Genomic DNA, 23,285 nt, shown 5'->3' with positions numbered 1-23,285 from the left:
AACCGGTCCCACAGAAACACATCCGACTACCCTCATCGTGGCGATCACCAGCAAGCTGTGAACGATAGATTACACGTCCGCGCGGTGGAAAGTGAAAAAAAGAACGCCAGAAATGCGTTGGCACGCTCGGGTTGTCGGGCTTGACTCGTCGTCCAGGAGGTTTGTGGCATGGCCTATGGCAGGACACGGACGGCACTCATCACCGGAGCCACCGATGGCGTCGGAGGCGTCGTGGCGCGCGCGCTGGGCATGGATGGCTGGCGCGTGCTGGTGCATGGTCGCGACCGGGCCAGGGGCGAGGCCGTTGTGCGCGAAATCGAGCAGGGCGGGGGCAGCGGGACTTTCCTTGCCGCCGATCTCGCGTCGCTGGCCGAGGTGCGTCGCCTCGCCGAATCCGTGCGCGCGACAACCGATCGGCTCGACCTGCTGATTAACAACGCCGGCATCGGCACCGCCGGCAATGCGCCCGGCCGCAAGACCAGCGCCGACGGGCACGAACTGCGCTTTGCCGTGAACTATCTGGCTGGCTTCCTGCTCACCCGATTGCTGCTGCCGCTGCTCAAGGCGAGCGCGCCGGCGCGCATCGTCAACGTCTCCTCGGCTGGCCAGCAGGCGATCGACTTCTCCGACGTTATGCTGACGCGCCAGTACAGCGGCGTCGCCGCCTACTGCCAGAGCAAGTTGGCGCAGATCCTGTTCACCATAGACCTCGCCCAGGAACTCGAGGGGTCGGGCGTGATCGCGAACGCCTTGCATCCCTCGACCTACATGAACACGACCATGGTCCGACAGGCCGGCGTGTCGCCGATGAGCCGGGTCGAGGACGGCGCCGAGGCGATTCTCCAGCTCGCCGTGTCGCCGGCGCTCGCCGGCCGCAGCGGCCTTTACTTCAATGTCCAGCGCGAGACGCGCGCCAATGCCCAGGCCTACGATGCCGAGGCACGGCGCAAGCTGCGCGCGCTGAGCCTGGAGCTGACCGGGCTGGCATCGTAGTCCATGGACCGCGGGCGTCTCGCCCGCTCATGCTCGGGATCATGATTATGAGCGGGGGAGAGGTCCGGAAGACTATGAGGTTACCTTGATCGTCACCGAGTTCCCTCGCCCCGTCCGCGTCATCGAGCACACGCTGATCCCGCTTCGTGACGGCACGAAGCTCGCCGCCCGAATCTGGCTGCCGGAGGACGCCGGGGAGAATCCGGTACCGGCCATTCTGGAGTATCTGCCCTATCGCAAGCGCGACGGCACCTATGAGCGCGACTCGCTCACTCATCCCTATCTCGCCGGTCACGGCTATGCCGGCGTACGGGTCGACATCCGCGGCAGCGGCGACTCGGACGGCCTGCTGACCGACGAGTACGCCCTGCAGGAACAGGACGATGCGCTGGAGGTCATTGCCTGGCTGGCCGAGCAGCCCTGGTGCACTGGCGCGGTCGGCATGATGGGAATCTCGTGGGGCGGCTTCAACGGGCTGCAGGTCGCGGCTCGTCGGCCGCCGGCGCTGAAGGCGATCGTGACGATCTGCTCTACCGACGATCGATACAGCGACGACGTGCACTACATGGGTGGTGCCAAGCTGACGGCCGGGTTCGGCTGGGCTTCGTTCTTCTTCGGCGCCATGTGCCTTCCGCCCGATCCGGCCCTGGTCGGTGCGCGCTGGCGGGAGATGTGGTTGGCCCGCCTGAGGAATGTGCCGCTCTTCCTCGAAACGTGGACGCGACATCAGCGGCGTGATGCCTATTGGCGTCACGGTTCGGTGTGCGAGGATTTCCGGGCCATCCAGTGTCCGGTCTACGCAGTCGGCGGCTGGACCGACGGCTACACAAACGCCATCCCGCGCCTGCTCGAGCACCTGTCGGTGCCGCGCAAAGGCCTCATCGGACCGTGGGCTCATGCCTATCCGCACTTTGCCTTGCCCGGCCCGCAGATCGGCTTCCTGCAGGAGATGCTGCGGTGGTGGGATCACTGGCTGAAGGGCATCGACACGGGCGTCATGGACGAGCCGATGCTGCGCGCCTGGATGACCGACAGTGTCAAGCCGGCTCCCTACAACCAGATCCTGCCCGGGCGATGGGTTGCCGAGCCGTCATGGCCGCCGGAGAACCGAAAGCCCCTTCGGCTGCATCTCCGCGACGATGGTCTGCGGCCCGAGCGTGCGCCGCTGGTGCCACGCCAGGTCTGCTCGTCACAGACGGTCGGCAAGCGTGCCGGCAGCTGGTGTCCGTTCGGGCGTACCGCCGACCAGGCCGGGGACCAGCGCGAGGACGACGCGCGCTCGCTGGTGTTCGAGACCGGCCCGCTCGCCGCGTCGATCGAGATCCTGGGCGCGCCGTTGCTTACGCTCGAGCTTGCGGCCGCCCGACCGGCCGCCAACCTCGCGGTCCGGTTGTGCGACGTCCATCCGTCGGGCGACTCGTTGAGGGTGAGCTTCGGCATTCTCAACCTCACGCACCGCGATGGGCACGAGACGCCGGTGCCGCTGGTGCCGGGCGAACGCTACCGCGTGCGCATCCAGCTTAACGACACCGGGGCGACGTTCCCGGCCGGCCACAGGATCCGGCTGGCGCTCTCGACGGCCTACTGGCCGATGATCTGGCCCAGCCCGGAAGCGCCGACCGTAACCGTGCTCGAAGGTGCGCTCGATCTGCCGCAGCGCCCGCCCCGGACTGCGGATGAGACGCTGGCACCGCTGCCGCAGCCCGAGACCGCGGTGCCTGAGCGGCCTACCCCTGTCGGCCCTGGCATCGTGCGAATCGACCGGATCGGTCTCGAGCAGGGAACCGAAGGCCGGTTCAAGTTCGACATCTCGGACGACGATCCGCTGAGCGCCGTCGCCGAAATGCTACGCTCCCAGACTCTCGCCCGCGACGACTGGCAGGTCCGCATCGAGACCTCGATGCGATTGTCGTGCACGCGCGAGGCGTTCCGGCTCGAGGCATCCCTGCGCGCCCTCGAAGGGCCGGATGAAGTTTGCCGCCGATCTTGGGACTGCACCATCCCGCGCGATCATTCGTGACACTCGGGTCCTCCTCCCCAGCTTCGCTGGGGAGGTGTCCGCGTCTTCGCGGACCTGCCTTCGCCGAAGCGAAGCCGCTTCGGCTTCGCGCAAGCAGGCGGAGGGGTCATGAGTCGTGAACCTTGACCCCTCCGCCCCGTATGACTGGGCACCTCCCCAGCAAAGCTGGGAGGGGTGTGTATGAGCACCACGAAGTGGCAAGACCGCCTCAGGTCATCCCCGTCGCGCGCGCCTCGCCGATCCCGGCGGCCAAGGCCTGCATCAGCTCCAGCTCGTGGCCGATGCCGCCGAGGCCGCGCCGGCGGTGATGCGACTCGCGATACTCGTAGGTGATCGCCACGAGGTTGCGGAATCGCGGCGCCCACGTGCTGGCCCATTGCCAAGCCTCGTCCAGCATCGGACGAGAAAGCGAATCGGCCCGAGGGTCGATCGACTGATCGCCGCCGGCGAGATGGATCTCGACGACGATGTCGGGGTCGAGCTGGGCAAGGTAGTCATCGGCGGCAATGCCGCGATCTCGGGTATTGACGTGGAGATTGTGCAGATCGAGCAGCATGCCGCAGCCGGTCAGGCGATAGAGGCGGTTGAAGAATTCCGGCTCGCTCATGTCGTGGTGGAGAGGAGCGGAGAACATTGCGCTGTTCTCCAGGAGAACCCGTGTGCCCAGTGCTGCGCCCAGACGTCGCACCTTGCCGCCGATCAAATCCAGCGTCTCGTCGTCGAGTGCGAGCGGCAGCCCCATGCCGGGCCGGGCGTCGACAATCCCCCTATCCGGCGCCAGCAACATGCCGAGGTGCTCACTATACCATCGATACCTCAGGGTTCGATGCGAGGCCACGACCTCGTCGAGCAACTGCTCGTCGAGCGGCATTGTGCTGGACAGTGACATGCCTACCCCATGACCGACGAGGGGCCGACCCTGAGCGTAGCGCCGCAATTCCTCGACCGCGGACCTGGAGCGGCGAAATCGATGACGCGCGCGGATGCCGAGATCGTGCCAGAGCCGATCAGGGACGATCTCGATGAAGTCGACACGCTCGCCGATGGCGTCGAGCACGATGGGGACGGTGGGGTTGTAGAGCAATCCCACCAGCGGCCGACGAGACATTGTCGCGTCTGCCGAGCAGCTATCCTTCGAACACCTCGCCGGGCCACACTGCGAAGGCACGCGTGATCTTGACGGCAGAAGCTTGAGCGACAGACATGGCCCTTACTCCTTGCAAGAGTGCACAGCAGTCCAGAGTGACGGATAGTGGATCGGGAAGTGCATTCCCGATGGCCGTTCCCGTACGAACGCTTCCGTACGTTGGCTGACTCCTATAATGGCGCGGACGAGTATTGTTCAATCTGCGCCTGCGCATAGCTCGGATTCACAAAGGACACGACTCCGGCTTTATTGCATTCGCGACCGCAGCACTTGCTTTTTCAGCGTGGACGCAGACCGGCAAGGCGATCGATCTGCCGCCAGAAGCTCGCGATCGTGTCGTCGACGATCTGCTGAACCGACTTGATCTCGTGGATCAATCCCGCACTTTCACCGGCGGCGCCCGAGGTGTTGTGGACATCACCCTGGACGTACAGCATGTCCAGCGTGGCGTTGCGTGGCAGACGCTCGCGTCTGCCTTCGCTGACCTCGACAGAGTAGGGCGTGCGCAAGCCACGTGAGCGGGCGCGCGGTGGATTGTCGGTCATGATCGTGCCGGTGATCGGCGCGGCGACGATGGCGTTCTTGTAATTGAGGTGAACGGGGCTCTCGAACGAGGCGACGAAGCGCGTTCCCATGGTGACGCCTTCGGCGCCGAGCGCGAATGCTGCCGCCATGCCGCGGCCGTCGACAATACCGCCGGCGGCTACGATCGGGACGTCGACCTTCTCTCGCACGGCCTGCAGCAGGGCGAAGGTATGGACCTCCTCGGGGTTGCGGATGCCGGCGCTTTCGGCGCCCTCGACGATGAGCCCGTCGACGCCCGCATCGACGGCCTTGATAGCGCCGCGCAGCGTTGCCGTCGCATGGTAGACGATCACGCCAGCGTCCTTGAGACGGCGCGTGTAGCGAGTCGGATCGCCCGCCGAAGTTGTGGCGAAGTGGATGCCCTGGCCGAGCAGCCAGTCTATGATGGCGCCTTCCTCCCTGGGATCCATCTGCAGGTAGCGGATGGGCAGGTTGACGCCGAACGGCTGGTTGGTGGCGGTGCGAATGGCGGCGAACTCACGCTTGGTGACAGCAAGGTCGCGGATCGAATTCTCCAGCAGGCCCATCGCGCCCGCCTTCGACACGGCGCTCACCAGCGGCGCCCGCGCGATCCAGGTCATCGGTGATTGGAAGATCGGATAGCGCGATCGTGTGTGCGCCGTGACGCGATTGCCGTCGAACATGCTTCCCCTGTGGTCGTGATGCCTTCGTATCACAGCGAAGCGCTTCGTTCTCCTCCCCAGCTCGGCTGTCAGCGAAGCTGGGGAGGTGCCGCCGTCTTACGGCGACGGAGGGGTCATGAATATTCCCGACCGCGGGCGTCCCACCCGCTCATGACAAAGAGCGGGCGGGACGCCCGCGGTCCATATGAGCATGCCCCCTCCGTCCGCGAAGACGGGGACACCTCCCCAGCGAAGCTGGGGAGGAGAATGAGGTGAAGCCGTTTGCAGGGCGAACGGCGGAGTCATCGAGTCCATGACCTGACAGCGGCCTCCCTCCATCATAGGCTTCGTTCGGAACGAACCAAGGGGAGACGCCATGGCGATGCCGGCCGAGACCGATACGACAAGCCCGAAATATTTGCGCGACAAGTACGCCATCGTCGGCGTCGGCGAGACGACTTACATGCGTGGCTCGGGCATCACGACGCGCGCACTCGGGACCTGGGCGGTGCGCAATGCGATCGAGGATGCCGGGCTGAAGCCTTCCGACGTCGACGGCATGCTGTCCTACCAGTCGGGCGATTCGACCTTCTCGACCTTCATCGCCGGAGATCTCGGCATCCGGCCGAACTTCTACATGGACGTGTTCGGCGGCGGTTCGTCGACCGAGGCGCTGATCGGCATGGCAATGGGCCTGATGGAAGCCGGCATGTGCAAGGCTGTGGTGATCTTCCGCGCTATGAACGGCTTCTCCCAGGTGCGCATCGGCGGAACCGGCGCGCGCGCGGCGGCACCTGTGTCGGGCGACGCGCTGCATGGCCGCGCCTACGGCTGGCAGAGCGCCGGGCAGATGTTCAGCCCGACCTTCATGCGCCACATGCACGATTACGGCACGCGGCCCGAGCAGGTTGCCGCCGTCAAGGCGATCCACAGCGAACACGCCTCGAACAATCCCAAGGCGTTCTACAAGAAACGCTTTACTGTGGACGAGGTCGTGTCGAGTCGCATCATCTGCAAGCCGCTGCACCTGCTCGATTGCTGCGTCGAGACCGACAACGGCACGGCGATCGTGGTGACCAGCGCGGAGCGGGCGCGCGACTGTCGCCACCCGCGCGTGCTGATCCGTGGCGTGGTCGGCCGTTGCAACAAGCCGCGCACCGACATGCACTACCAGCACGGCCCGATTTCGACCGTTGCCGGCCACTATGCGCGCGACATCCTGTGGCCGAACTCGGGCGTCGGGCCGGAGGATATCGACGCCACGGGCTCGTACGATGCCTTCACCTTCACCACCATGCTGCAGCTCGAGGATTACGGATTCTGCAAGAAGGGCGAGGGCGGTGCCTATGTCAGCGACGGCACGATCCGGCTGGGCGGCCGGCGACCCAACAACACCAGCGGCGGCCATCTCTGCGAGGGCTACACGCACGGCCAGAACATGGTGATCGAGAACGTCCGCCAGCTGCGCCACGACGCCGACGATTCCTGCCCCATCGGACCCGACGGGAAGCGCCGGCACACCTATGACTACCGCGAGGGTGGCTGCCGCCAGGTCAAGCGGTGCGAGCTGACAGCCAATCTCGGCTGGGCCAACCCGGGCACCGGGTCGGCTATGGTCATGCGGAACGACTGAGCGAGCGGAAAGGGAGAACGACAATGGCGATCCAGGCCACCTATCTCGGCATGCCGCTCGACATCAACGACCTCGACGTCGAGAACCTTGCCTACTTCAAGCACTGCGCGGCGCACAATTTCCATCTGCAGAAATGCAGCGCCTGCGGGCTGCTGCGCTATCCGCCGACCACCGCCTGTCCGTGGTGCGCCAGCCCGAAGTCGGAATGGATGGCGGTCGAAGGGCGCGGCGCGGTGCATTCCTACACGGAGGTGCATCACGCCATCCAGCCTGCCTTTCGCAGTCACACGCCGTATCTCATCCTGCTGGTCGATCTCGACACGCAGAAGGGCAAGCCCACCGAGCACGAGGCGCTGCGGGTGGTCGGCAACCTGGTGACGCCGGACGGCAAGCTCGCGCCACCCGACCAGGTGGGCAAGGTCGGCATCGGCTCTCGCGTGCGCATGGTCTACGCCGACGTGACGGAAGGCCTGTCGCTGCCGCACTGGACGATCGACGAGGCGGCGACGCAACCTGACAAGCCGTGGCGGTATCCGGAATGAGACTCCTCCCCAGCGTCTTCGCTGGGGAGGTGCCCCGTCATACGGGGCGGAGGGGTCATGGCTGGGAGCGCGCCACTCCGATGGCGCTCATGGGGTGTGTCACCGGGCAAGAAGAGCGCCATCGGAGTGGCGCGCTCCCAGCGAAGCGTCATGGCCCCTCCGTCGCCATATGACGGCGACACCTCCCCAGCGGGGACGCTGGGGAGGATAGACATCAGTCAAACAAATGGCACGCGATCTGGCGGCCTTCGACCGGCCTCAGCCGTGGTGCCTCCTGGGCGCAGCGCGCCGTGGCGTGCGGGCAGCGGGGATGGAAGTGGCAGCCGGCAGGGGGCGCCAGCGGGCTCGGCACCTCGCCCTGCAGCACCGGCTCGTCGCGCCGCTCGTCGGGATGGCTGGGCAGGGCGGCCGCGAACAGGGCCTTGGTGTAGGGGTGCTTCGGGTCGAGAGCGAGCGCGCGCGCCTCGCCGCTCTCGACGATCCTGCCGAGATACATCACCACGATCTCGTGGCTCATGTGGGCAACCGCCGCGAGGTCATGGGCGATGAACAGGTAGGAGAGCCCGAGCCGAGTCTGCAGGTTGCGCAAGAGGTTGAGAATCTGTGCGCGGATCGAGACGTCGAGCGCCGACACCGGCTCGTCCAGCACGACCAGCTGCGGCGACAGCACGAGCGAGCGGGCGATGGCGATGCGCTGGCGCTGGCCGCCCGAGAATTCGTGCGGGAAGAGATCGGCCGAGCGCTCCGGCAGGCCGACCAGATCGAGCAGCTCGAGCACGCGCTGGCGGACCTCGGCGGCGGTGGTCTTTTCGTTGGTGACCAGCGGCTCGGCGATAATAGCGCTGATCCGCATGCGCGGATTGAGCGAGGCATAGGGGTCCTGGAACACCGCCTGCACGGACTTGCGATAGCGCCGCTGGCCCGACGCGTCGAGGGTCGCGAGATCGCGGCCTTCGAACTGGATCGAGCCGCCGCTCGGCGTCTCGAGCCCCAGCACCAGCTTGGCCGTCGTCGTCTTGCCGCAGCCCGACTCGCCCACCACACCCAGGGTGTGGCCGGGCTCGATGGCGAAGGAGATCTCGTCGACCGCGCGCACCACGCCGCGGCTGCCGCCGAACAGCCCGCGACGCGCCTGGAAATGCTTGCTCAGGTCCTTGGCTTCCATCACGGCGGTCATGACGCGGCACTCCGCGAAAGCGGGATCGTCTGGTCCATCGAGGCCTGCGCGCCGGGTGCGGCAAGCCAGCAGCGGGCGCTGCGTCCGGGCTCGACGGTAAAGCTGGGGGGCGCCTCGACTTGGCAGCGCGCGAACGCCGCCGGGCAGCGCGCGGCGAAGGAGCAACCGGCCGGCAGGTTGGCGAGATCGGGCGGCTGGCCGTCGATGGCGGTGAGTTGCTCGCGGTCCTCGGTCATGCGTGGGATCGAGCCCAGCAGCGCCTTCGTGTAGGGGTGCAGCGGGTGCGAGAAGACGCGCGACACTGTCCCCTGCTCGACCACCCGTCCGGCATACATGACGGCGAGCTGGTCGCACATCTTGGCGACGATACCGAGATTGTGGGTGATGAAGATCAGCGCCAGGCCGTGGGCGCGCTGCAGCTCGCGCAGGAGGTCGAGGTACTGCGCCTGGATGGTGAGGTCGAGGCTGGTGGTCGGCTCGTCGGCGATCAGCAGGCGCGGCTCGCACGACATGCCGATGGCGCCGACGATGCGCTGGCGCATGCCGCCCGACATCTCGTGCGGGAACTGCGTGACGCGGGTCTGCGGCGAGGCGATGCGGACGGACTTGATCAAATCGATGGCGCGCTGCCAAGCGCTGGAGCGGCTGGCGCCCTCGTGCACGCGCAGCGGCTCGCCGACCTGGTCGCCGATGCTGAACAGTGGATTGAGCGAGGCCATCGGATCCTGCAGGATCATGGCGATGCGCTTGCCGCGCACGCGCCGCATCTCGGACTCCGGCTTGTCGACCAGGTTCTCGCCCTCGAACATGATGCGCCCGCCGACGATGCGGGCGGCCTTCGGCAGAAGGCGCAGGATGGTGAGCGCAAGCGTGCTCTTGCCCGAGCCCGATTCCCCGACGATGCCCAGGGTCTCGCCGGCATCGAGGCTCAGCGTCACCTCGTCGACCGCACGCACCACGCGCGTGCCCTGCTGCGAGACGTAGTGAGCGGACAGACTCTCCAGCGACAGAAGCTTGTTGGCCATGTCGCGGCTCACAGCTGGCGCAGTTGCGGGTCGAGCTTCACGCGCAGCCAATCGCCCAGCAGATTGGCCGACAGCACCATCAGCATGATGCAGATCCCGGGGAACACGGTCAGCCACCAGTAGCCGACCATCAACCCCTTCTTGCCGTCGGCCATCATCAGGCCCCAGGCCGGCTTGGGCGGAGGCACGCCGACGCCGAGGAAGGACAGCGACGCTTCGGTGACGATCACCACGCCCAGCATCAGGGTGGCGAGCACGACCGCCGAGTTGATCACGTTGGGCAGGATGTGGCGGCGCATGATGAGCGTCTTGGAGCAGCCGGCCACCACGGCGAGGCGAACGAACTCCCGTTGCTTCAGCGACAGCACCTCGCCGCGCACGACCCTGGCATAGCGTGTCCAGTAGACGCCGCCCAGGATGACGATGATGTTGAGCTCGCTCGGGCCGACAATGGCGGCGAGGAAGATCGCGAAGGTGAGGGCAGGCAGCGCGAGCCAGGTGTCGGTGATGCGCATGATCACCTGATCCACCCAGCCACCGAGATAGCCCGACAGGATGCCGAGCACCGTGCCGATAGTGCCGGCCACCAGTACCGCCGTGAGGCCGACGATCATCGACACACGGGCGCCGAAGATCAGGCGGGACAGCACGTCCCGGCCGACATGGTCGGTGCCGAGCAGGTGCGCCATGCTGCCGCCCGCTTCCCAGGCCGGCGGGCGGAAGCGGCGCGCGAGGCTCCCTATCTGCGGATCGTAGGGCGCCAGCACGTCGGCGAAGACGGCGACGAGGGCGATGAACAGCAGGATCAGCACCGGGATCAGCGGGAAGCCTTCGAGGCGCCACAGCTTCAGGCTGCGTGCCGCGGGTGCCGCGGCGGTGCCGGCGGCGAGGGGAGGCGTTGTGACGGTCATTTGCGTCAGCTCTCCAGACGAATGCGGGGATCGATGATGGCGTAGAGGACGTCGACCAGCAGGTTGACCAGGATGATCATGCTGCCGCCGATCACCACCACGGCCTGGACGACGGGAAAATCGCGGAAGGTGATGCCCTCGTAGAGCAGCCGGCCGATGCCGGGCCAGGCGAACACCGTCTCGACCACGACAGCCACGTTGATCATCACCACGAGGTTGATGCCGGCCAGCGTGATCACCGGAATGAGCGCGTTCTTCAGCGCGTGCTTGCCGATCACCAGCGACTCGGGCAGGCCCTTGAGCCGAGCCAGCTTGACGTACTCGGAGTCCAGCACCTCGAGCATGGAGGAACGCGTGAGCCTCATGTGGGCGGCCGCGAAGTACCAGCCGAGCGTGAAGGCGGGCATCAGCAGGTGGGCGATGCCGCCGGAGCCGGACGAGGGCAGCCATCCGAGATACACCGAGAACACCAGGATCAGCACTAGGCCGACCCAGAAGGATGGCAGCGACAGGCCGAGCAGGGCAAAGGTTTTGCCGGCGCTGTCCCAGAAGCCGCCGACGCGCACCGCCGCGAGGATGCCGCTCGGGATGCCGATCAGCAGCGACAATGCCATCGCGACCACGGCCAGCATCAGCGAGTTGGGCAGGCGCTGGAAGTAGAGCTCGAGCACCGGCGTTCGATAGTAGAAGGACTGGCCGAGATCGCCGGTCACGAAGCTCGAGACGAACAGCCAGTACTGCGTCCACAGCGGCTGATCGAGGCCGAACTGCTGGCGCATGGTCTCGATGTCCTCCGGGCTGGCGCCGGGCTCGACCAGCAGGGTCGTCGGATCGCCGGTCACGCGAACGAACAGGAAGATCGTGATCGACAGCAGGAACAGCGACAGCAGGGAATAGCCGATGCGGCGAACAATGAACTGTTTCATGTGCTAGCCTTGGCCTTTCAGCGTGAGATCCTCATAGGGTGCGGTATAGGCAAAGCCCGCGATCAGCCCGAAGCCGGACTGGCCGACGCGCGGTCCGACGCCGGAAAGGAAGGCGAGCTGCCAGATCGGTGCGTACATCGCCTTCTCGTGCACGAGCTGCTGCAGCCGGTGCAGGATCTCCGTGCGCTTGGTGCGGTCCATCTGGACTGCCTGCTCGGCGAACAGCGTGTCGATGTCGGGGTAGCTGCCGTAGGCATAGGTGCCGCCCTTGGCGACAAAGGCCTCGGCGCGCGTCGCGCAATTGCCTAACGCCCCGGACGCACCCTGCACGATGTTCTTGAACTTCTTCTCGGAGTAGGCCTTGAAGAAGGCGGCGCGCTCGAGCGGCCGCAGCTTCACGCGAATACCGACCTCGCGCAGGTTGTTGAGGACGACCTCGCCGATGTTGGCATAGGACGCGTCACAGAAGTACTCGCCGGCGTCGAAGCCACGCTGATGGCCAGCCTCGGCAAGGAGCTTGCGCGCCATCTCGGGATTGTAGGCCGGCTTGGGCGGCTGCCAGTAGAACTCGAAATTCTCCGGAAACACGCTGCCGGTCAGGTGCGAATGGCCCATGGTCAGCGCCTGGTTGATGGTCGTGCGGTCGAGCGCAAGGGAAGCCGCCTGGCGCACCCGTTTGTCGTGCCATGGTGATTGAGCGTCCCATTGCTCGGGGAAGTAGAGCCAGAAAGGCGCGGAGCTGACGGCCGGATTCAGCGTCAGGCCGGGTGTGCGCAGGAGCTCGTCGGCCAGTTCGCCGCGGATCGAGTAGGCGATGTCGACTTCCTTGCGCTGCAGCGCAGCCAGTCGTGTCGCCTCGTCGGGAATCACCTTGAAGACCAGCCGCCGGATCGACGGCTTTTTGCGCCAGTAGCCCTCGAAAGCCTCGCACACCAGCTCCACGCCGGGCGTGAAGGAGACGAACTTGTACGGCCCAGCACCAATCGGCGCCTTCTTGAATCCGTCCTCGCCGACTTTCTCGACATACTTCTTCGGCACGATCCAGCCGGCGCCGGTTGCACCGGCGTAGTAGGTGAGAAAGTCCGGCCACGGATTGTGCAGGTGGATCGTCAGGCGATGCGAATCGTGGATGTCGACGCGGGCGACGCGCTCCTTCAGAGACTTCGACGCGGCGCCGCGATAGCGCTCGAGCGAGAACTTCACGTCCTCGGCCGTCATCTCCTCACCGTTGTGGAACCGGACGCCCTTGCGCAAGGCGAAGGTGTAGCTCCGTCCGTCCGGCGCCGTGGTATAGCTCTCCGCCAGGCAGGGCGCCGCAGGATTGCCCGGCATGCCCTTCATCAGCGCGTCGTGCAATGCATAGAGCAGCATGAAAGGCGTGATGATCCCCGGCGTCTCCGCCGGATCGAACCAGGTCGGCGCCAACGACACGTGGGAGGCGACGCGCAGCTCGTCCTGCGGTGCGGCGCCCGCGGCACGCACGGCAAGGCCGGTCAAGGCCGCCGCGGAAAGAGCGAGAACGCCGCGTCGTGTCGTACGAACGGAAACGCGGCCGGCTACGCCTTCACGTTGGTCACTGCGAGAGGAGAGCATGCGGTCACTCCCTGTTGCCGGCGGTTGGTCCGCTCGTTGGTGCTGTCGTGTCAGGTCTGCTTGATCGTCACGTCCTCGTAGGGGGCGGAGTAGGCATGGCCGCGGACCAGGCCCAGCCCGGACTCGCCGACGCGCTTGCCCTGGCCGTTGAGGAAGGCGAGCTGCCAGATCGGCGCGTAGACGCTGCGCTCGTGAATGATCTGCTGGATGCGGTGCAGCTTCTCGGTGCGCTTGGTCTGGTCGAGCTCGATCGCCTGCTCGGCGAACAGTGTGTCGATCTCGGGATAGCTGCCGTAGGAATAGGCGCCGCCCTTGACGGCGAAGGTCTCGAGCCGCGTCGCGGCATTGCCGAACGCGCCGGACGAGCCCTGGATGATGTTCTTCAGCTTCTTCTCGGAGTAGCTCTTGAAAAAGGCGGCGCGTTCGAGCGGCCTCAGCTTGACGCGGATGCCGACCTCCTGAAGGCTGTTGATCACGGCTTCGCCGAGATTGGCGTAGGAGGCGTCACAGTAGTAGTCGCCGGCGTCGAAGCCGCTGCGCAGCCCGGCATCGGCCAGGAGCTTCTTGGCCTTGGCTGCGTCGTACACCGCCGCCGGCGCCTTCCAATAGTAATCGAAACCGTCGGGGATGATGTTGTTGGTGATCGGCGAATGGCCGAGGGTCAGCGCCTCGGAGATCGACTTGTAGTCGATGGCGAACCGCGCCGCGTCACGCACGCGCTGGTCGTGCCAGGGCGACTTGGCATCCCACTGGTCGGGGAAGTAGAGCCAGAAGGTCCCCTGGATCACCACCGGCTTCAGCGTGAGACCGGGCGTGCGCTTCAGCTCCTCGGCGAGCTCGCCGCGGATCGAGTAGGCGAGATCGACCTCGCCACGCTTGAGAGCGGCCAGCCGCGTGGCCTCCTCGGGCACCACCTTGAAGACCAGCCGCTTCACGGCCGGCGGCTTGCGCCAGTAGCCGTCGAACGCCTCGAGCACCAGCTCGACCCCGGGCGTGAAAGAAACGAAGCGGTAGGGACCGGCGCCGACCGGCGCCTTCTTGAATCCGTCCTCGCCGACCTGCTCGACATACTTCTTGGGCACGATCCAGCCGGCGCCCGTCGCCGAGCTGTAGAAAGTGAGGAAGTCGGGCCACGGCTTCTTCAGCACGAAGCGCACCGTTCGTGCGTCGGGGGTCTCGATTGCCGCGACCCGTTCCTTCATCAGCGTCGCTGCGGTGCCGCGATAGCGCTCGAAGGAGAACTTCACGTCCTCGGGGGTCACCGGCTCGCCATTGTGGAACTTCGCCCCGGCCCGCAGGGTGAACTGGTAGGCCAGGCCGTCCGGGGACGCCTTCCAGGCCTCGGCCAGGCAGGGCGCCGCGGCACTGCCGGGCATGGGTTTCACCACGGCGTCATGCAGCGCATACATCAAGAGGAACGGCGTGATCATGGCCGGCGTCTCGGCCGGGTCGAACCAGGTCGGCGCCAGCGAGAAGTGCACGGCCCAGGTGAGCTGCCCCTGCGGCGGTCCCGACCAGGCGACGTTCGGCGCGGTCGCCAGCCCCAGAGCTGCGAGCGCCAGTAGTCGGCGACGGCCCATGCCGTTGTCCGGCGCTGTTGCGAAGGATCCGGCGATATCGTCCTGGACTGCCATGCCTGCCTCCCGTTCGGCCCGCACACCCGGGCACTGGACTCGATGGGCAGGGGCCGCGGGCGGTGCCGGTCGGCGCTCGACGTCCTGCGTCGGCGCCGGTCGGTCGGCGCGCGGAACCTCCTGCGGAAAGCCTCGATTTACGCCGCCGCCCAACCGGCTTGTCGTGGACCACCGCCTTGACGGTGGGCCGGAGTCGCCGCGCCGGGCGGCCTTACGCTAGGCTCGTACGCCCGTTCCGCGCGCCGCTTCGACCGCGGGAAGATCGTGGATGCCGTTACTCAGAAGACGACGCGGTACGCTAATCGACTTCATCGTTGCCTCCCTGGAAGGCCAGTCCCGCTCGGGGTGGAACTGCGATCCTCTACGGGACCATTGACGGCGACGTTAAGGGCAAGCCGTGGATCGGGCAACGGAATTCCGCAACCGGGACTTCGAACCGTCCTGTACAGCCATGGGCGTCGCGCCTAGGGTGATGCACCGAAATTCGAGGGAGAGATCATGTACAGCCTGCTGCGGAACAAACCTCTGCGCAATGAGCTCGCCAGCCAGGCACGACCGCTGCTGGCCAGCCAGGCGCTGAGCCTGCTGCCGGCCCTGGTGATCACCAATTTCTTCTATCACTGGAAGAGCTTCCTGCTCGAGTTCGGCGGCTTCCTGGTCACCTGGCTCGTCATCGACTTGATCGTCACCACGGTCCGCGATCTCGTGCGCGGTCGTGCCGGCGCCCGAGACTGACGGAACCAGGGGCGCTCTCCCGTATGATTCCTTCGCCGGTTCGCCGGCGATAGGCACCTTCCTGATCTCGCTCGGGCCGTCGCAGATCTGGAAGCCCCTCTGCCGCGATGGAATTTCTCGACGGGATAGTCGTCGAGGATGCGTGGCCGCTCGACCGTCGTCGAGGCGCGGCCGACTTGAGAGGAAGCGGCATGACGCGAAAGCACGCAGGCGAACCATGCGTCGTGTCGCGCGAGCGATCTTTTGATCTGGATCAAGGAATCCGGCCGATGCCCTCGGTCAAGTAACCATAAGAAGAGTATGGATTTCCGCCGTGCGGCTGGTCCCCGAACTCTTCTTTTCGGGGGCCATCGCATGGCGACGACGACCAGCATCTCGAATCAGCACGACCACCACGGCCACGACACGCCGCACGGCGTCAAGCGCTGGCTCGACAGCACCAATCACAAGGACGTCGGCACGATGTACCTGGTGTTTGCGATCGCCGTGTCGTTCATCGGCGCCATCTTCTCGGTGGCGATGTGCCTCGAGCCGCTACAGCCCGGCGTGCAGTACTTCAACGCCGCGGACGGCGACCTGTGGAACACCGTCGTCACCGCGCACGGCAATCGCCGTGCCGACCGGCGTGAAGATCTTCAGCTGGATCGCCACCATGTGGGGCGGCTCGATCCGACTCGAGGTGCCGATGCTGTGGGCGATCGGCTTCATCTTCCTGTTCACGGTGGGCGGCGTCCACCGGCGTGGTGCTGGCCAATGCCGGCGTCGACTACGCCCTGCACAACAGCTGCTACGTGACCACGCACTTCCACTACGTGCTGTCGCTCGGCGCCGTGTTCGGGATGTTCGCCGGCTACTACTACGGGATCGGCAAGATGAGCGGCCGGCAGTATCCGGAACGGGCCAGCCAGATCCATTTCTGGACGACCTTCTTCGGCGTCAATCTGACTTTCTTCCCGATGCACTTCAGCGGGCTGGCGGGCATGCCGCGCCACTATCGTCGACTACGCCGACGCCATGCGGCACTGGAACTACCTGTCCTCGCTCGGCGCATTCATCTCCTTCGCCTCGGGCCATCCGTGAGTCGCTGCTGGTCGACGAGACGGCCCTTGCCGTCGGGGGGCGAACGTTGAACGATGAAGCCAACAAGTCAGGAGGAACGTCATGAAGGTCGGCATTGCGTTGAACATGCTGCACGAGGCCGGCCGGCCCGACGCCGCCGTCGTGCACGAGCACCTGGCCCTCGGCGATCTCGCCGAGCCGCTGGGCTTCGACTCGCTTTGGGCGCTGGAGCACCATTTCACGGGCTACGCCATGTCGCCCGCGCCGACCCAGCTGCTCGCCTACTTCGCCGGCCGCACCAGGCGCGTCGCCCTGGGCACGGCGGTGATCGTGCTGCCCTGGCACGATCCGATTCGCGTCGCCGAGCAGATCGCGCTTCTCGATATCATGTGCGGCGGGCGCTGCCTGTTCGGCTTCGGCCGCGGCGCGGCGTCGGCGGAGTATGAGGGCTTCGGCATCGCCATGGGCGAGGCCCGCCCGCGCTTCGCCGAGGCCGCCCAGATCATCGTCAAGGCGTTGCGCGACGAGACCTTCGAGCACCAGGGCGAGTTCTACAAAATTCCCCGCACGGCGATCCGGCCGCGGCCGATCTCGCATCCCGAGCGCCGGTTCTATGCCAGCTCCGTGAGCCCCGAATCGGCCGACATGATCGCCAGGCTGGGCTTCGGCATGCTGCTGATCATGCAGAACGAATGGGCCAAGTGCCGCGAGGACATCGTCAAGTTCCACACCACGGCGGCCGCCGCCGGGTTCGCGCCGAAGCCGCCCATCATCCTGACCAACGTCTCGGTGGCGGAGAGCCGCGAGGAGGCGCGCGAACGGGCGATCCGCCATCTCGGACGCAAGTGGCAGTCGATCGACGACCACTACCATTTCTCGGACGGCCATCTCGGCTCGGTGAAGGGCTACGAATCGTACGGCAAGATGGCCAAGACCTACGCCAAGCTGCGCGACCCCGAGAATCTCAGGAAGTCGACCGAGTTCTACGTCTCCATCCAGATCGTCGGCACGCCCGACGACTGCCTGCAGCAGATCGGCGAGCTGCAGAAGGTGACCGGGCTCGGCCATCTCGTCACCGAGTTCGCCTTCGGCAACCTGCCGCATCACGAAGCCGAGCAGAATATGCGCCTGTTCGCCGAACGCGTCGTGCCGACACTGCGGCACGACCCGGCCTTTGCCGTCGGCTCCGGTGCGAGCGGACCGGCATCGCGCGCGCGGGCCGGCCACGAGGACCTGTTTGCGCCGGCGTAGCGGCCCGCGAGGACGGGTCCCTCACACCACCTTGTCGCGGTGCAGCTTCGCGATCTGCTCGGCGCCGTAGCCCAGGCCGGCAAGCACCTCGTCGGTGTGCTCCCCGAGCAGCGGGGCGCCGGTGATGTCGGGCTTGAAGGACGAGAACTTCACCGGGCTGCCGATGGTCAGGTACTTGCCGCGCTTTTCCTGGTCGACCTCGACGATCGAGCCGGAGGCGCGCAGCGCCGGATCGTAGGCGATCTCCTTCATCGACAGCACCGGCGCGCACGGCACCTCGTACTTGCGCAGGATCTCGACCACCTCGAACTTGGTCTTGTCGGCCAGCCACTGCTCGATCTCGGCGAAGATGTCGAAGATGTGCGGCTGGCGCGCCTTGGCGGTCGCGTAGGCGGGATCCTTGGCCAACTCGGGATGGCCGATCGCCTCGGCGGTGCGCGGGCAGTTCTGCTCCTGGATGGTGAAGTAGATGTAGGCGTTGGGGTCGCTTTCCCAGCCCTTGCACTTCAGCACCCAGCCCGGTTGGGCGCCGCCGCCGGCGTTGCCGCCGCGCGGCACTGCCTCGCCGAACGGCGTCTTGGGATACTGCGGATACTCCTCGAGATAGCCGACATGCTCGAGCCCTTCGTGGCATTGCCATCGACCGGCACGCGATGGAGCGTGAGCAGCGGCGTGTAGACGTCGGGACGCCGCCGTGATAGCGCGGCCGCGCGCGCCGTGTCAGCCTCCGTCGGCACGATCTCTGTGCTGAACACGCCGTTGAGGCCCGGCGGCAGCACCTCCGGAGGCACGATCGGCGCCTGCACCAGCTTGCGGCTGGCTGGCGACCAGATGCTGGAACCGCCGTTGTAGTAGAGCTTGCCGCCGGTGATCGGGTTGGTCTCGATGCCACTGCGCGTCGCGCCGATCACCCAGACGCCATTCTGCGCGCTCATGTACTGGACGTTGGCGAGCGTCGAATGGTTGCCCGTCGCCTGGGCCGGCGGCGTGCCTGGCATCACGCGATCCGACACCGAATGCCAGGCGATGATCTGCGCGCCCCGCAAGGCGGCAAGCCGGGCGTACTGCCAGTAGGTATCGTCGTATGGGGCTCGGGGCTGCTGGTTGCCTTGGGCGCCCTGGCCATGGCCGTGGTCCTCGGTTTCTTCCCGTGGACCACCGCTGTCGCCGAGCCGTGGTCGTTCGCGGTCATCGTGGTCTTCGTCGTCGGCAGCTGGGTGACGCAGATCGTCCTGATCCGGCCGCCGGCCTGACGGGCACCGTGCGGGCGAGGCCTGCAACAATGGGCTGGCGTCGCCCGCCGGCCGCTGCCACGCTTGGCGCCTGCTCTGGGACGAACGCGACGGGAGGACGGCATGAAGGCGCTGACGGCGGCGCAGGTCGCGAGCTATCGCCACGACGGCTTCCTGTTTCCCTTCCCGGCGCTCGACGAGGGCGAGCGGCTCGCCTGCCTGGCCGGGCTCGAGCGCTACGAGCGCTGGCTCGGCATGCCGGTGCCCGAGGCGGAGAACAGATGGCGCACCCAGCCGCATGCCCTGATGCCGTGGTACGCCGACCTGGTGCGCCACCCGCGCATCCTCGACGTCGTCGAGGATCTGATCGGTCCCGACATCCTGATATGGACCGGCACCTTCTTCATCAAGGAGGCGCAGTCGCCGACCTTCGCGGCGTGGCACCAGGACTCGACCTATTTCGGACTCGAGCCCGACGAGCAGGTCACCGCCTGGGTGGCACTGACCGATGCCAGCCGCGAGGCCGGCTGCATGGAGGTTCTGTCAGCGCACGGCGCACCGCGGCAGATGCATCACCGGGCGCTGCGGCTCGAGAACAGCATCAACCGCGCCGGTCAGACCATCGCCGAGTCGATCGATGAGCGGGGCGCCGTCACCATGCAGCTCGATGCCGGCTGGTTCTCGCTGCATCATACGCTCTGCGTGCACCGCTCGGCGCCCAACCGCGCCGCGCACCGCCGCATCGGCTGCGGCATCAACTACATCCCGGCCCATGTCCGGCCGACGGGACCAGTGCGCATGGCGGCGATGCTGGTGCGCGGGGATGACCGGTGGGGCCATTTCGACCTCTTTGACCCTCCGACCGTCGAGTTCGACACGGCGCGCCATGCCGATGTCTTCGAGCGCTATTCGGAGAACTATCGCGTGCAGGTCGAGCGCCATGAGCGGCAATTCGCGCCGGAGCGAACCTAGGTTAGGGATTCAGGACTGCTCGACCTTGCGCTTGATCTCGGTCCAGCGGTCGATGATCGGCATCAGCTTGTCTTCCTTCTCGGCCGGCAGGGTGAAGGTGACGCGGTCGATGCCGATCTGCTGGCAGAAACGCAGGCCGTCCATCGCCTCGGGCACGCGGAAGATGGTGATCGGGAGCGAGGCGGGATCGCGGCCGGCCTCGCTCGCCATCTTGCGGAACTTGTCGATCACCACGCCGACGCCGGCCGCCTCGAGCCGGTCGGCGCGCGGGATCCAGCCGTCGCCGTAGCGGATGGCGCGCCGCGCCGCATAGGGGAAGGCGCCACCGACGATGACCGGCGGGTGCGGCTTCTGGAACGGCTTGGGCCACTGCTTCATCTTGTCGAACCTGACGAGCTCGCCGTGATACTCCGGCTCGTCCTCGGTCCAGATCGTCTTCATCGCCTCCATGCGCTCGCGCGCGAGCTTGTGGCGGCTCTCGAAGGCCGTGCCGTGATTCTCGATCTCGTCCTGGTTCCAGCCGTTGCCGACGCCGAACAGGAAGCGGCCCTGGCTCAGCTGGTCGATCGTCGACACGACCTTGGCGGTGACGATCGGATCGCGCTGGGTGAGGAGCGCGATGCCGGTGCCGACCTTGAGCTTCGTCGTCACGGTGGCCGCCGTGTTGAGCGCCAGGAACGGATCCATGATGTCGTAGTAAGGCCGGATCAGCGGTCCACCTGCCGGATAGGGCGTCTTGCGCGACGAGGGGATATGGGTGTGCTCGGGCACCCACAGCGATTCGAAGCCGCGCTCCTCGAGCACGCGCGCCAACGGGGCGGGCTGCATGGAATCCGTGGTGAAGAACATCACCGCGCCGATTTTCATCACGCTTTCCTCTTCGTGCTCGACTTCGTTCTCGACTTCGTGCCCGGCCGTTTCGTCGCCCTGCCCGGGGCTCTGCGCGCCAGCCGGCCGACCGGCGCCGCGCCAACCAGGATCGCGGCGACGATGCACGGCTTGTTGCCGCGCACGCTCCACGAATGGTTGGTTCCCCTCTGGACCAGGATATCGCCGCGCTTCAGCAGCGTCTCGCCCTTGTCGAGGACGGCCCAGATCTCGCCCTCGAGCACGATGATGTAGTCGACACTCGCCGTCGCATGCATCATCGCGTCGTCCGAGCTGTGGTCGGGCGCGCCTTGCGCGCCGATCGAGGCGAAGGCCTTCCTGGCGTCGGCCGACTTGCGCCACATCCTGTCGGGCGGGAACTCGACGATGCGCAGGATGGTGCCGTCGGCCGGCGGCTCGAGCTTGATCTTGCCGGCTGCCGCGTCCTTGTTGCCGGCATTCGACGCCGGGGCCGAGCCGGTGCGCCACAGGTCGGTGAGCGCGACGCCCGGCATCGAGGCCATTTCGAGCACGTTGGGCGCCAGGCCGTCGGCGATGAAGACGGATTTGCCGTCCTTGTCGTGCCCGGTGACGACGCGGCGGAAGCGCTTGGCCATGGCGGCTCTCCCCTGCGGCCTACGGGTTCACGAACTTGGCGAGCGGCTGCCACTTGGCGTAGTCGGCCTCGATGCGGGCGCGGAACTGGGCGGGCGTGCTCGCCCGCGCATCGTTGCCCATGCCCTGCAGGCGCTCCTTCACGTCGCTCCGCGCCACCGCGACCTTGACCGCGTCGGCGAGCTTGTTGGCGATCGGGCCCGGCAGGCCGGCCGGCCCGGCGAGGCCAAGCCACGATACCACCTCGTAGCCCGGCACGACGCGCGCGATGGGCGGCACCTCGGGCTGCAGCGGCCAGACGTCCTTCGAAGTGACGCCGATCGCGCGCACCTGGCGGTTGGCGAGCGCGCCGTGGTAGCCGGTGAAGGTGCTGATCGCTACGTCGAGCCGTCCGGTGACGACATCGTTGATCTGCTGGCCGGTGTCCTTGTAGGCGATCGCCTCCATCTTCATGTCGGTCAGCCCCTTCAGGTACTCGACCGCGAGATGCAGCGTATTGCCGACGCCGCTGTGGCCGTAGTTGAGCTTGCCCGGCCGGGCGAGGGCCGCGGCGCGCAGGTCCGTGAAGCTCTTCAGCGGTGAGTTGGCGGCGACGAACAACGCGAACGGGAACAGCGTGATGGTCGAGACATAGGCGAAATCCTTCAGCGTGTTGAACGGCGTCTGCGGATCGGTGGCGCTGATCACGTTGGCGCCGCCGGTGATCAGGTAGAGCGTGTAGCCGTCGGCCGGCTGAGTCATCAGGTACTGCGCGGCGATACGCTCGCCGGCGCCCGGCTTGGGCTCGACGATGACGCTCTGGCCCAGCGTCTCGATCATGCTGGGCGCGATCACGCGGGCAATCGTGTCGGGGTTCGAGGCGGCGCTGTAGCCGTGCACGATGCGGATCGGCTTGACTGGAAAGGCGGCCTGCGCCGCGGCCAGCCGCGGCACGGCGGCGGACGCGCCGGCGCCCGCCAGGAAGGCCCGGCGTCCCCATTTGCTCTTCATTGTTTCCTCCCTTCGGCCCGGCGGCTTGGTTGCCGCTTTCGGGCCGCACACACTTTCCTCGAAGACGGCGGATTACACCGAGCGCCGAAATCGCCGGCAAGGGCTTTCTCCAATCGATGCCGGCCTGCGGCCGGTCCCTCTCCGGCCGACGGCCTCGAAAATAAAAGCAAAACGGGCCCCGATTCTTGCGGTCGGTGCGGTCGCTTGCGGTCGCACCCTTTCGAATCAAGGGGTTGGCCCGAGGTCAGGCGTTGTGCGAGACGTCGCGTCGGCAACGGGCGCGCCAGCGCCCAGCGTGCCCGTGGGTGGCTGGAACTGGCCCCGGTATTACCGCTTCCGACCCACTATATTCATGGCCCATGGCAACGACGCCAACCCGAACCTTCGCCGATCTCGCGCGTGCCGGCCTCGCGATCGAGGTGACGTGCCAGAAGTGCGGCCATCGCGCGGAGATCGACGGTTTGGTGCCCGCGCTGCGCGACAAGCCGATCGCCGGCCGGCGCTTCCGATGCACGCAGCCTGGCTGTGGCGGCGTCGGGCTGCCGGAGATCGGCAGGCAGCGGGGTTGGCCCCAGCGGCTCGCCGAGCACGTCCGCTCGCTGCGCCCGCCAGGCGGGCTCCCGCAGACGCGCAAAAAGTAATCAGCCGCTCCGTTGCGACCCGCGATCACGGGATCGTCGCCGTGCTCGTCTCGCGGGACGCGCGGCGCCGTCAGACCCCATACGTCATGACTGCGGTGGGCATGCTGCTTATCC

At 66.8% G+C, this 23,285-nt stretch carries 21 protein-coding genes and 2 pseudogenes; 10 read left to right on the top strand and 13 right to left on the bottom strand.

Annotated features, from left to right (window positions below):
* The first annotated feature begins 168 nt into the window (after positions 1-168).
* Both AB7O82_RS04700 and AB7O82_RS04695 read left to right on the top strand, forming a co-directional pair.
* Positions 169-993, top strand: a complete 825-nt coding sequence (locus tag AB7O82_RS04700) for an SDR family NAD(P)-dependent oxidoreductase (RefSeq protein ID WP_428547341.1) — start codon at positions 169-171, stop codon at positions 991-993.
* Positions 994-1,078: 85 nt separating this feature from the next.
* A complete protein-coding gene (locus AB7O82_RS04695) occupies positions 1,079-3,013 on the top strand; it encodes a CocE/NonD family hydrolase (protein WP_428547344.1) in 1,935 nt (644 codons plus the stop codon).
* Between the two features lie 208 nt (positions 3,014-3,221).
* On the opposite strand, the gene AB7O82_RS04690 is transcribed toward AB7O82_RS04695, so the two are convergent.
* Both AB7O82_RS04690 and AB7O82_RS04685 read right to left on the bottom strand, forming a co-directional pair.
* Positions 3,222-4,121, bottom strand: coding sequence for a DUF692 domain-containing protein (locus AB7O82_RS04690; RefSeq protein WP_428547347.1), 900 nt, complete (start codon positions 4,119-4,121; stop codon positions 3,222-3,224).
* Between the two features lie 317 nt (positions 4,122-4,438).
* Entirely contained in the window at positions 4,439-5,389 is a 951-nt protein-coding gene (locus AB7O82_RS04685; RefSeq protein WP_428618731.1) for an NAD(P)H-dependent flavin oxidoreductase, read from the bottom strand.
* Positions 5,390-5,744: 355 nt separating this feature from the next.
* Between AB7O82_RS04685 and AB7O82_RS04680 the strand changes: the two genes are divergently transcribed.
* Together AB7O82_RS04680 and AB7O82_RS04675 are read left to right on the top strand one after the other, a co-directional pair.
* The gene (locus AB7O82_RS04680) at positions 5,745-7,001 is read left to right on the top strand and encodes a thiolase C-terminal domain-containing protein (protein WP_428547352.1); all 1,257 of its coding nucleotides are present in this window, start codon (positions 5,745-5,747) and stop codon (positions 6,999-7,001) included.
* 23 nt (positions 7,002-7,024) lie between these two features.
* Positions 7,025-7,543, top strand: a complete 519-nt coding sequence (locus AB7O82_RS04675) for a Zn-ribbon domain-containing OB-fold protein (protein ID WP_428547355.1) — start codon at positions 7,025-7,027, stop codon at positions 7,541-7,543.
* A gap of 214 nt (positions 7,544-7,757) precedes the next feature.
* Here AB7O82_RS04675 and AB7O82_RS04670 read toward each other — a convergent pair whose 3' ends face one another.
* From AB7O82_RS04670 to AB7O82_RS04645, 6 genes are all read right to left on the bottom strand, one after another.
* Entirely contained in the window at positions 7,758-8,720 is a 963-nt protein-coding gene (locus tag AB7O82_RS04670; protein ID WP_428547358.1) for an ABC transporter ATP-binding protein, read from the bottom strand.
* A complete protein-coding gene (locus AB7O82_RS04665) occupies positions 8,717-9,745 on the bottom strand; it encodes an ABC transporter ATP-binding protein (RefSeq protein ID WP_428547361.1) in 1,029 nt (342 codons plus the stop codon). Before AB7O82_RS04665 ends, AB7O82_RS04670 begins: the two co-directional genes overlap by 4 nt.
* 8 nt (positions 9,746-9,753) lie before the next feature.
* Positions 9,754-10,656 (bottom strand): ABC transporter permease, encoded by a 903-nt coding sequence (locus tag AB7O82_RS04660; RefSeq protein ID WP_428547364.1) that lies wholly within the window; start codon positions 10,654-10,656, stop codon positions 9,754-9,756.
* A gap of 5 nt (positions 10,657-10,661) precedes the next feature.
* Complete coding sequence (locus AB7O82_RS04655; RefSeq protein WP_428547367.1) at positions 10,662-11,582, bottom strand: ABC transporter permease; 921 nt, start codon at positions 11,580-11,582, stop codon at positions 10,662-10,664.
* A gap of 3 nt (positions 11,583-11,585) precedes the next feature.
* Positions 11,586-13,079, bottom strand: a complete 1,494-nt coding sequence (locus AB7O82_RS04650) for an ABC transporter substrate-binding protein (RefSeq protein ID WP_428547370.1) — start codon at positions 13,077-13,079, stop codon at positions 11,586-11,588.
* Between the two features lie 146 nt (positions 13,080-13,225).
* Positions 13,226-14,809, bottom strand: coding sequence for an ABC transporter substrate-binding protein (locus tag AB7O82_RS04645; protein WP_428547373.1), 1,584 nt, complete (start codon positions 14,807-14,809; stop codon positions 13,226-13,228).
* A gap of 498 nt (positions 14,810-15,307) precedes the next feature.
* Here AB7O82_RS04645 and AB7O82_RS04640 point away from each other — a divergent pair, with 498 nt between their 5' ends.
* From AB7O82_RS04640 to AB7O82_RS04630, 3 genes and pseudogenes are all read left to right on the top strand, one after another.
* Positions 15,308-15,544, top strand: coding sequence for a hypothetical protein (locus AB7O82_RS04640; protein ID WP_428547376.1), 237 nt, complete (start codon positions 15,308-15,310; stop codon positions 15,542-15,544).
* A gap of 607 nt (positions 15,545-16,151) precedes the next feature.
* Positions 16,152-16,603: pseudogene (locus AB7O82_RS04635) on the top strand (cbb3-type cytochrome c oxidase subunit I); the annotation flags it as partial.
* A 102-nt stretch (positions 16,604-16,705) separates the two neighbouring features.
* The gene (locus AB7O82_RS04630; protein WP_428547379.1) at positions 16,706-17,854 is read left to right on the top strand and encodes an LLM class flavin-dependent oxidoreductase; all 1,149 of its coding nucleotides are present in this window, start codon (positions 16,706-16,708) and stop codon (positions 17,852-17,854) included.
* Positions 17,855-17,875: 21 nt separating this feature from the next.
* Here AB7O82_RS04630 and AB7O82_RS04625 read toward each other — a convergent pair.
* Both AB7O82_RS04625 and AB7O82_RS04620 read right to left on the bottom strand, forming a co-directional pair.
* Positions 17,876-18,475 (bottom strand): annotated as a pseudogene (locus tag AB7O82_RS04625) (CoA transferase); the annotation flags it as partial.
* Entirely contained in the window at positions 18,361-18,852 is a 492-nt protein-coding gene (locus AB7O82_RS04620; RefSeq protein ID WP_428618729.1) for a hypothetical protein, read from the bottom strand. The gene AB7O82_RS04620 and the pseudogene AB7O82_RS04625, both read right to left, overlap by 115 nt.
* Before the next feature lie 18 nt (positions 18,853-18,870).
* Here AB7O82_RS04620 and AB7O82_RS04615 point away from each other — a divergent pair, with 18 nt between their 5' ends.
* Both AB7O82_RS04615 and AB7O82_RS04610 read left to right on the top strand, forming a co-directional pair.
* The gene (locus tag AB7O82_RS04615; RefSeq protein ID WP_428618728.1) at positions 18,871-19,107 is read left to right on the top strand and encodes a hypothetical protein; all 237 of its coding nucleotides are present in this window, start codon (positions 18,871-18,873) and stop codon (positions 19,105-19,107) included.
* Between the two features lie 102 nt (positions 19,108-19,209).
* Positions 19,210-20,058: a phytanoyl-CoA dioxygenase family protein gene (locus AB7O82_RS04610; RefSeq protein WP_428555977.1), complete on the top strand. Its 849-nt coding sequence runs from the start codon at positions 19,210-19,212 to the stop codon at positions 20,056-20,058.
* Between the two features lie 9 nt (positions 20,059-20,067).
* On the opposite strand, the gene AB7O82_RS04605 is transcribed toward AB7O82_RS04610, so the two are convergent.
* Genes AB7O82_RS04605 through AB7O82_RS04595 form a run of 3 tightly spaced genes read right to left on the bottom strand, consistent with a single transcriptional unit; the run spans position 20,068 to position 22,530 of the window.
* Entirely contained in the window at positions 20,068-20,925 is an 858-nt protein-coding gene (locus AB7O82_RS04605) for an LLM class F420-dependent oxidoreductase (RefSeq protein ID WP_428555974.1), read from the bottom strand.
* The gene (locus AB7O82_RS04600; RefSeq protein WP_428555971.1) at positions 20,925-21,542 is read right to left on the bottom strand and encodes a cupin domain-containing protein; all 618 of its coding nucleotides are present in this window, start codon (positions 21,540-21,542) and stop codon (positions 20,925-20,927) included. Before AB7O82_RS04600 ends, AB7O82_RS04605 begins: the two co-directional genes overlap by 1 nt.
* A 19-nt stretch (positions 21,543-21,561) precedes the next feature.
* Complete coding sequence (locus AB7O82_RS04595) at positions 21,562-22,530, bottom strand: Bug family tripartite tricarboxylate transporter substrate binding protein (protein WP_428555968.1); 969 nt, start codon at positions 22,528-22,530, stop codon at positions 21,562-21,564.
* 359 nt (positions 22,531-22,889) lie between these two features.
* On the opposite strand from AB7O82_RS04595, the gene AB7O82_RS04590 reads away from it, so the two are divergent.
* The gene (locus AB7O82_RS04590; protein ID WP_428544126.1) at positions 22,890-23,171 is read left to right on the top strand and encodes a hypothetical protein; all 282 of its coding nucleotides are present in this window, start codon (positions 22,890-22,892) and stop codon (positions 23,169-23,171) included.
* The last annotated feature ends 114 nt before the right edge of the window (positions 23,172-23,285 follow it).

The organism is Reyranella sp. (assembly GCF_050185545.1).
In the GTDB taxonomy this organism is placed as follows: Bacteria; Pseudomonadota; Alphaproteobacteria; order Reyranellales; family Reyranellaceae; genus Reyranella.
The sequence above is the reverse complement of the archived record's forward strand: the minus strand, read 5'-3'. Positions and strand labels throughout refer to the sequence as shown.

What these genes read in the sequence shown, in the direction of transcription:
- AB7O82_RS04700 (WP_428547341.1), top strand. Translation starts at nt 169, where the DNA reads ATGGCCTATGGCAGGACACGGACGGCACTCATCACCGGAGCCACCGAT.
- AB7O82_RS04690 (WP_428547347.1), bottom strand. Translation starts at nt 4,121, where the DNA reads ATGTCTCGTCGGCCGCTGGTGGGATTGCTCTACAACCCCACCGTCCCC.
- AB7O82_RS04685 (WP_428618731.1), bottom strand. Translation starts at nt 5,389, where the DNA reads ATGTTCGACGGCAATCGCGTCACGGCGCACACACGATCGCGCTATCCG.
- AB7O82_RS04680 (WP_428547352.1), top strand. Translation starts at nt 5,745, where the DNA reads ATGGCGATGCCGGCCGAGACCGATACGACAAGCCCGAAATATTTGCGC.
- AB7O82_RS04675 (WP_428547355.1), top strand. Translation starts at nt 7,025, where the DNA reads ATGGCGATCCAGGCCACCTATCTCGGCATGCCGCTCGACATCAACGAC.
- AB7O82_RS04670 (WP_428547358.1), bottom strand. Translation starts at nt 8,720, where the DNA reads ATGACCGCCGTGATGGAAGCCAAGGACCTGAGCAAGCATTTCCAGGCG.
- AB7O82_RS04665 (WP_428547361.1), bottom strand. Translation starts at nt 9,745, where the DNA reads ATGGCCAACAAGCTTCTGTCGCTGGAGAGTCTGTCCGCTCACTACGTC.
- AB7O82_RS04660 (WP_428547364.1), bottom strand. Translation starts at nt 10,656, where the DNA reads ATGACCGTCACAACGCCTCCCCTCGCCGCCGGCACCGCCGCGGCACCC.
- AB7O82_RS04655 (WP_428547367.1), bottom strand. Translation starts at nt 11,582, where the DNA reads ATGAAACAGTTCATTGTTCGCCGCATCGGCTATTCCCTGCTGTCGCTG.
- AB7O82_RS04645 (WP_428547373.1), bottom strand. Translation starts at nt 14,809, where the DNA reads ATGGCAGTCCAGGACGATATCGCCGGATCCTTCGCAACAGCGCCGGAC.
- AB7O82_RS04640 (WP_428547376.1), top strand. Translation starts at nt 15,308, where the DNA reads ATGTACAGCCTGCTGCGGAACAAACCTCTGCGCAATGAGCTCGCCAGC.
- AB7O82_RS04630 (WP_428547379.1), top strand. Translation starts at nt 16,706, where the DNA reads ATGAAGGTCGGCATTGCGTTGAACATGCTGCACGAGGCCGGCCGGCCC.
- AB7O82_RS04620 (WP_428618729.1), bottom strand. Translation starts at nt 18,852, where the DNA reads ATGCCAGGCACGCCGCCGGCCCAGGCGACGGGCAACCATTCGACGCTC.
- AB7O82_RS04615 (WP_428618728.1), top strand. Translation starts at nt 18,871, where the DNA reads ATGCCAGGCGATGATCTGCGCGCCCCGCAAGGCGGCAAGCCGGGCGTA.
- AB7O82_RS04610 (WP_428555977.1), top strand. Translation starts at nt 19,210, where the DNA reads ATGAAGGCGCTGACGGCGGCGCAGGTCGCGAGCTATCGCCACGACGGC.
- AB7O82_RS04605 (WP_428555974.1), bottom strand. Translation starts at nt 20,925, where the DNA reads ATGAAAATCGGCGCGGTGATGTTCTTCACCACGGATTCCATGCAGCCC.
- AB7O82_RS04600 (WP_428555971.1), bottom strand. Translation starts at nt 21,542, where the DNA reads ATGGCCAAGCGCTTCCGCCGCGTCGTCACCGGGCACGACAAGGACGGC.
- AB7O82_RS04595 (WP_428555968.1), bottom strand. Translation starts at nt 22,530, where the DNA reads ATGAAGAGCAAATGGGGACGCCGGGCCTTCCTGGCGGGCGCCGGCGCG.
- AB7O82_RS04590 (WP_428544126.1), top strand. Translation starts at nt 22,890, where the DNA reads ATGGCAACGACGCCAACCCGAACCTTCGCCGATCTCGCGCGTGCCGGC.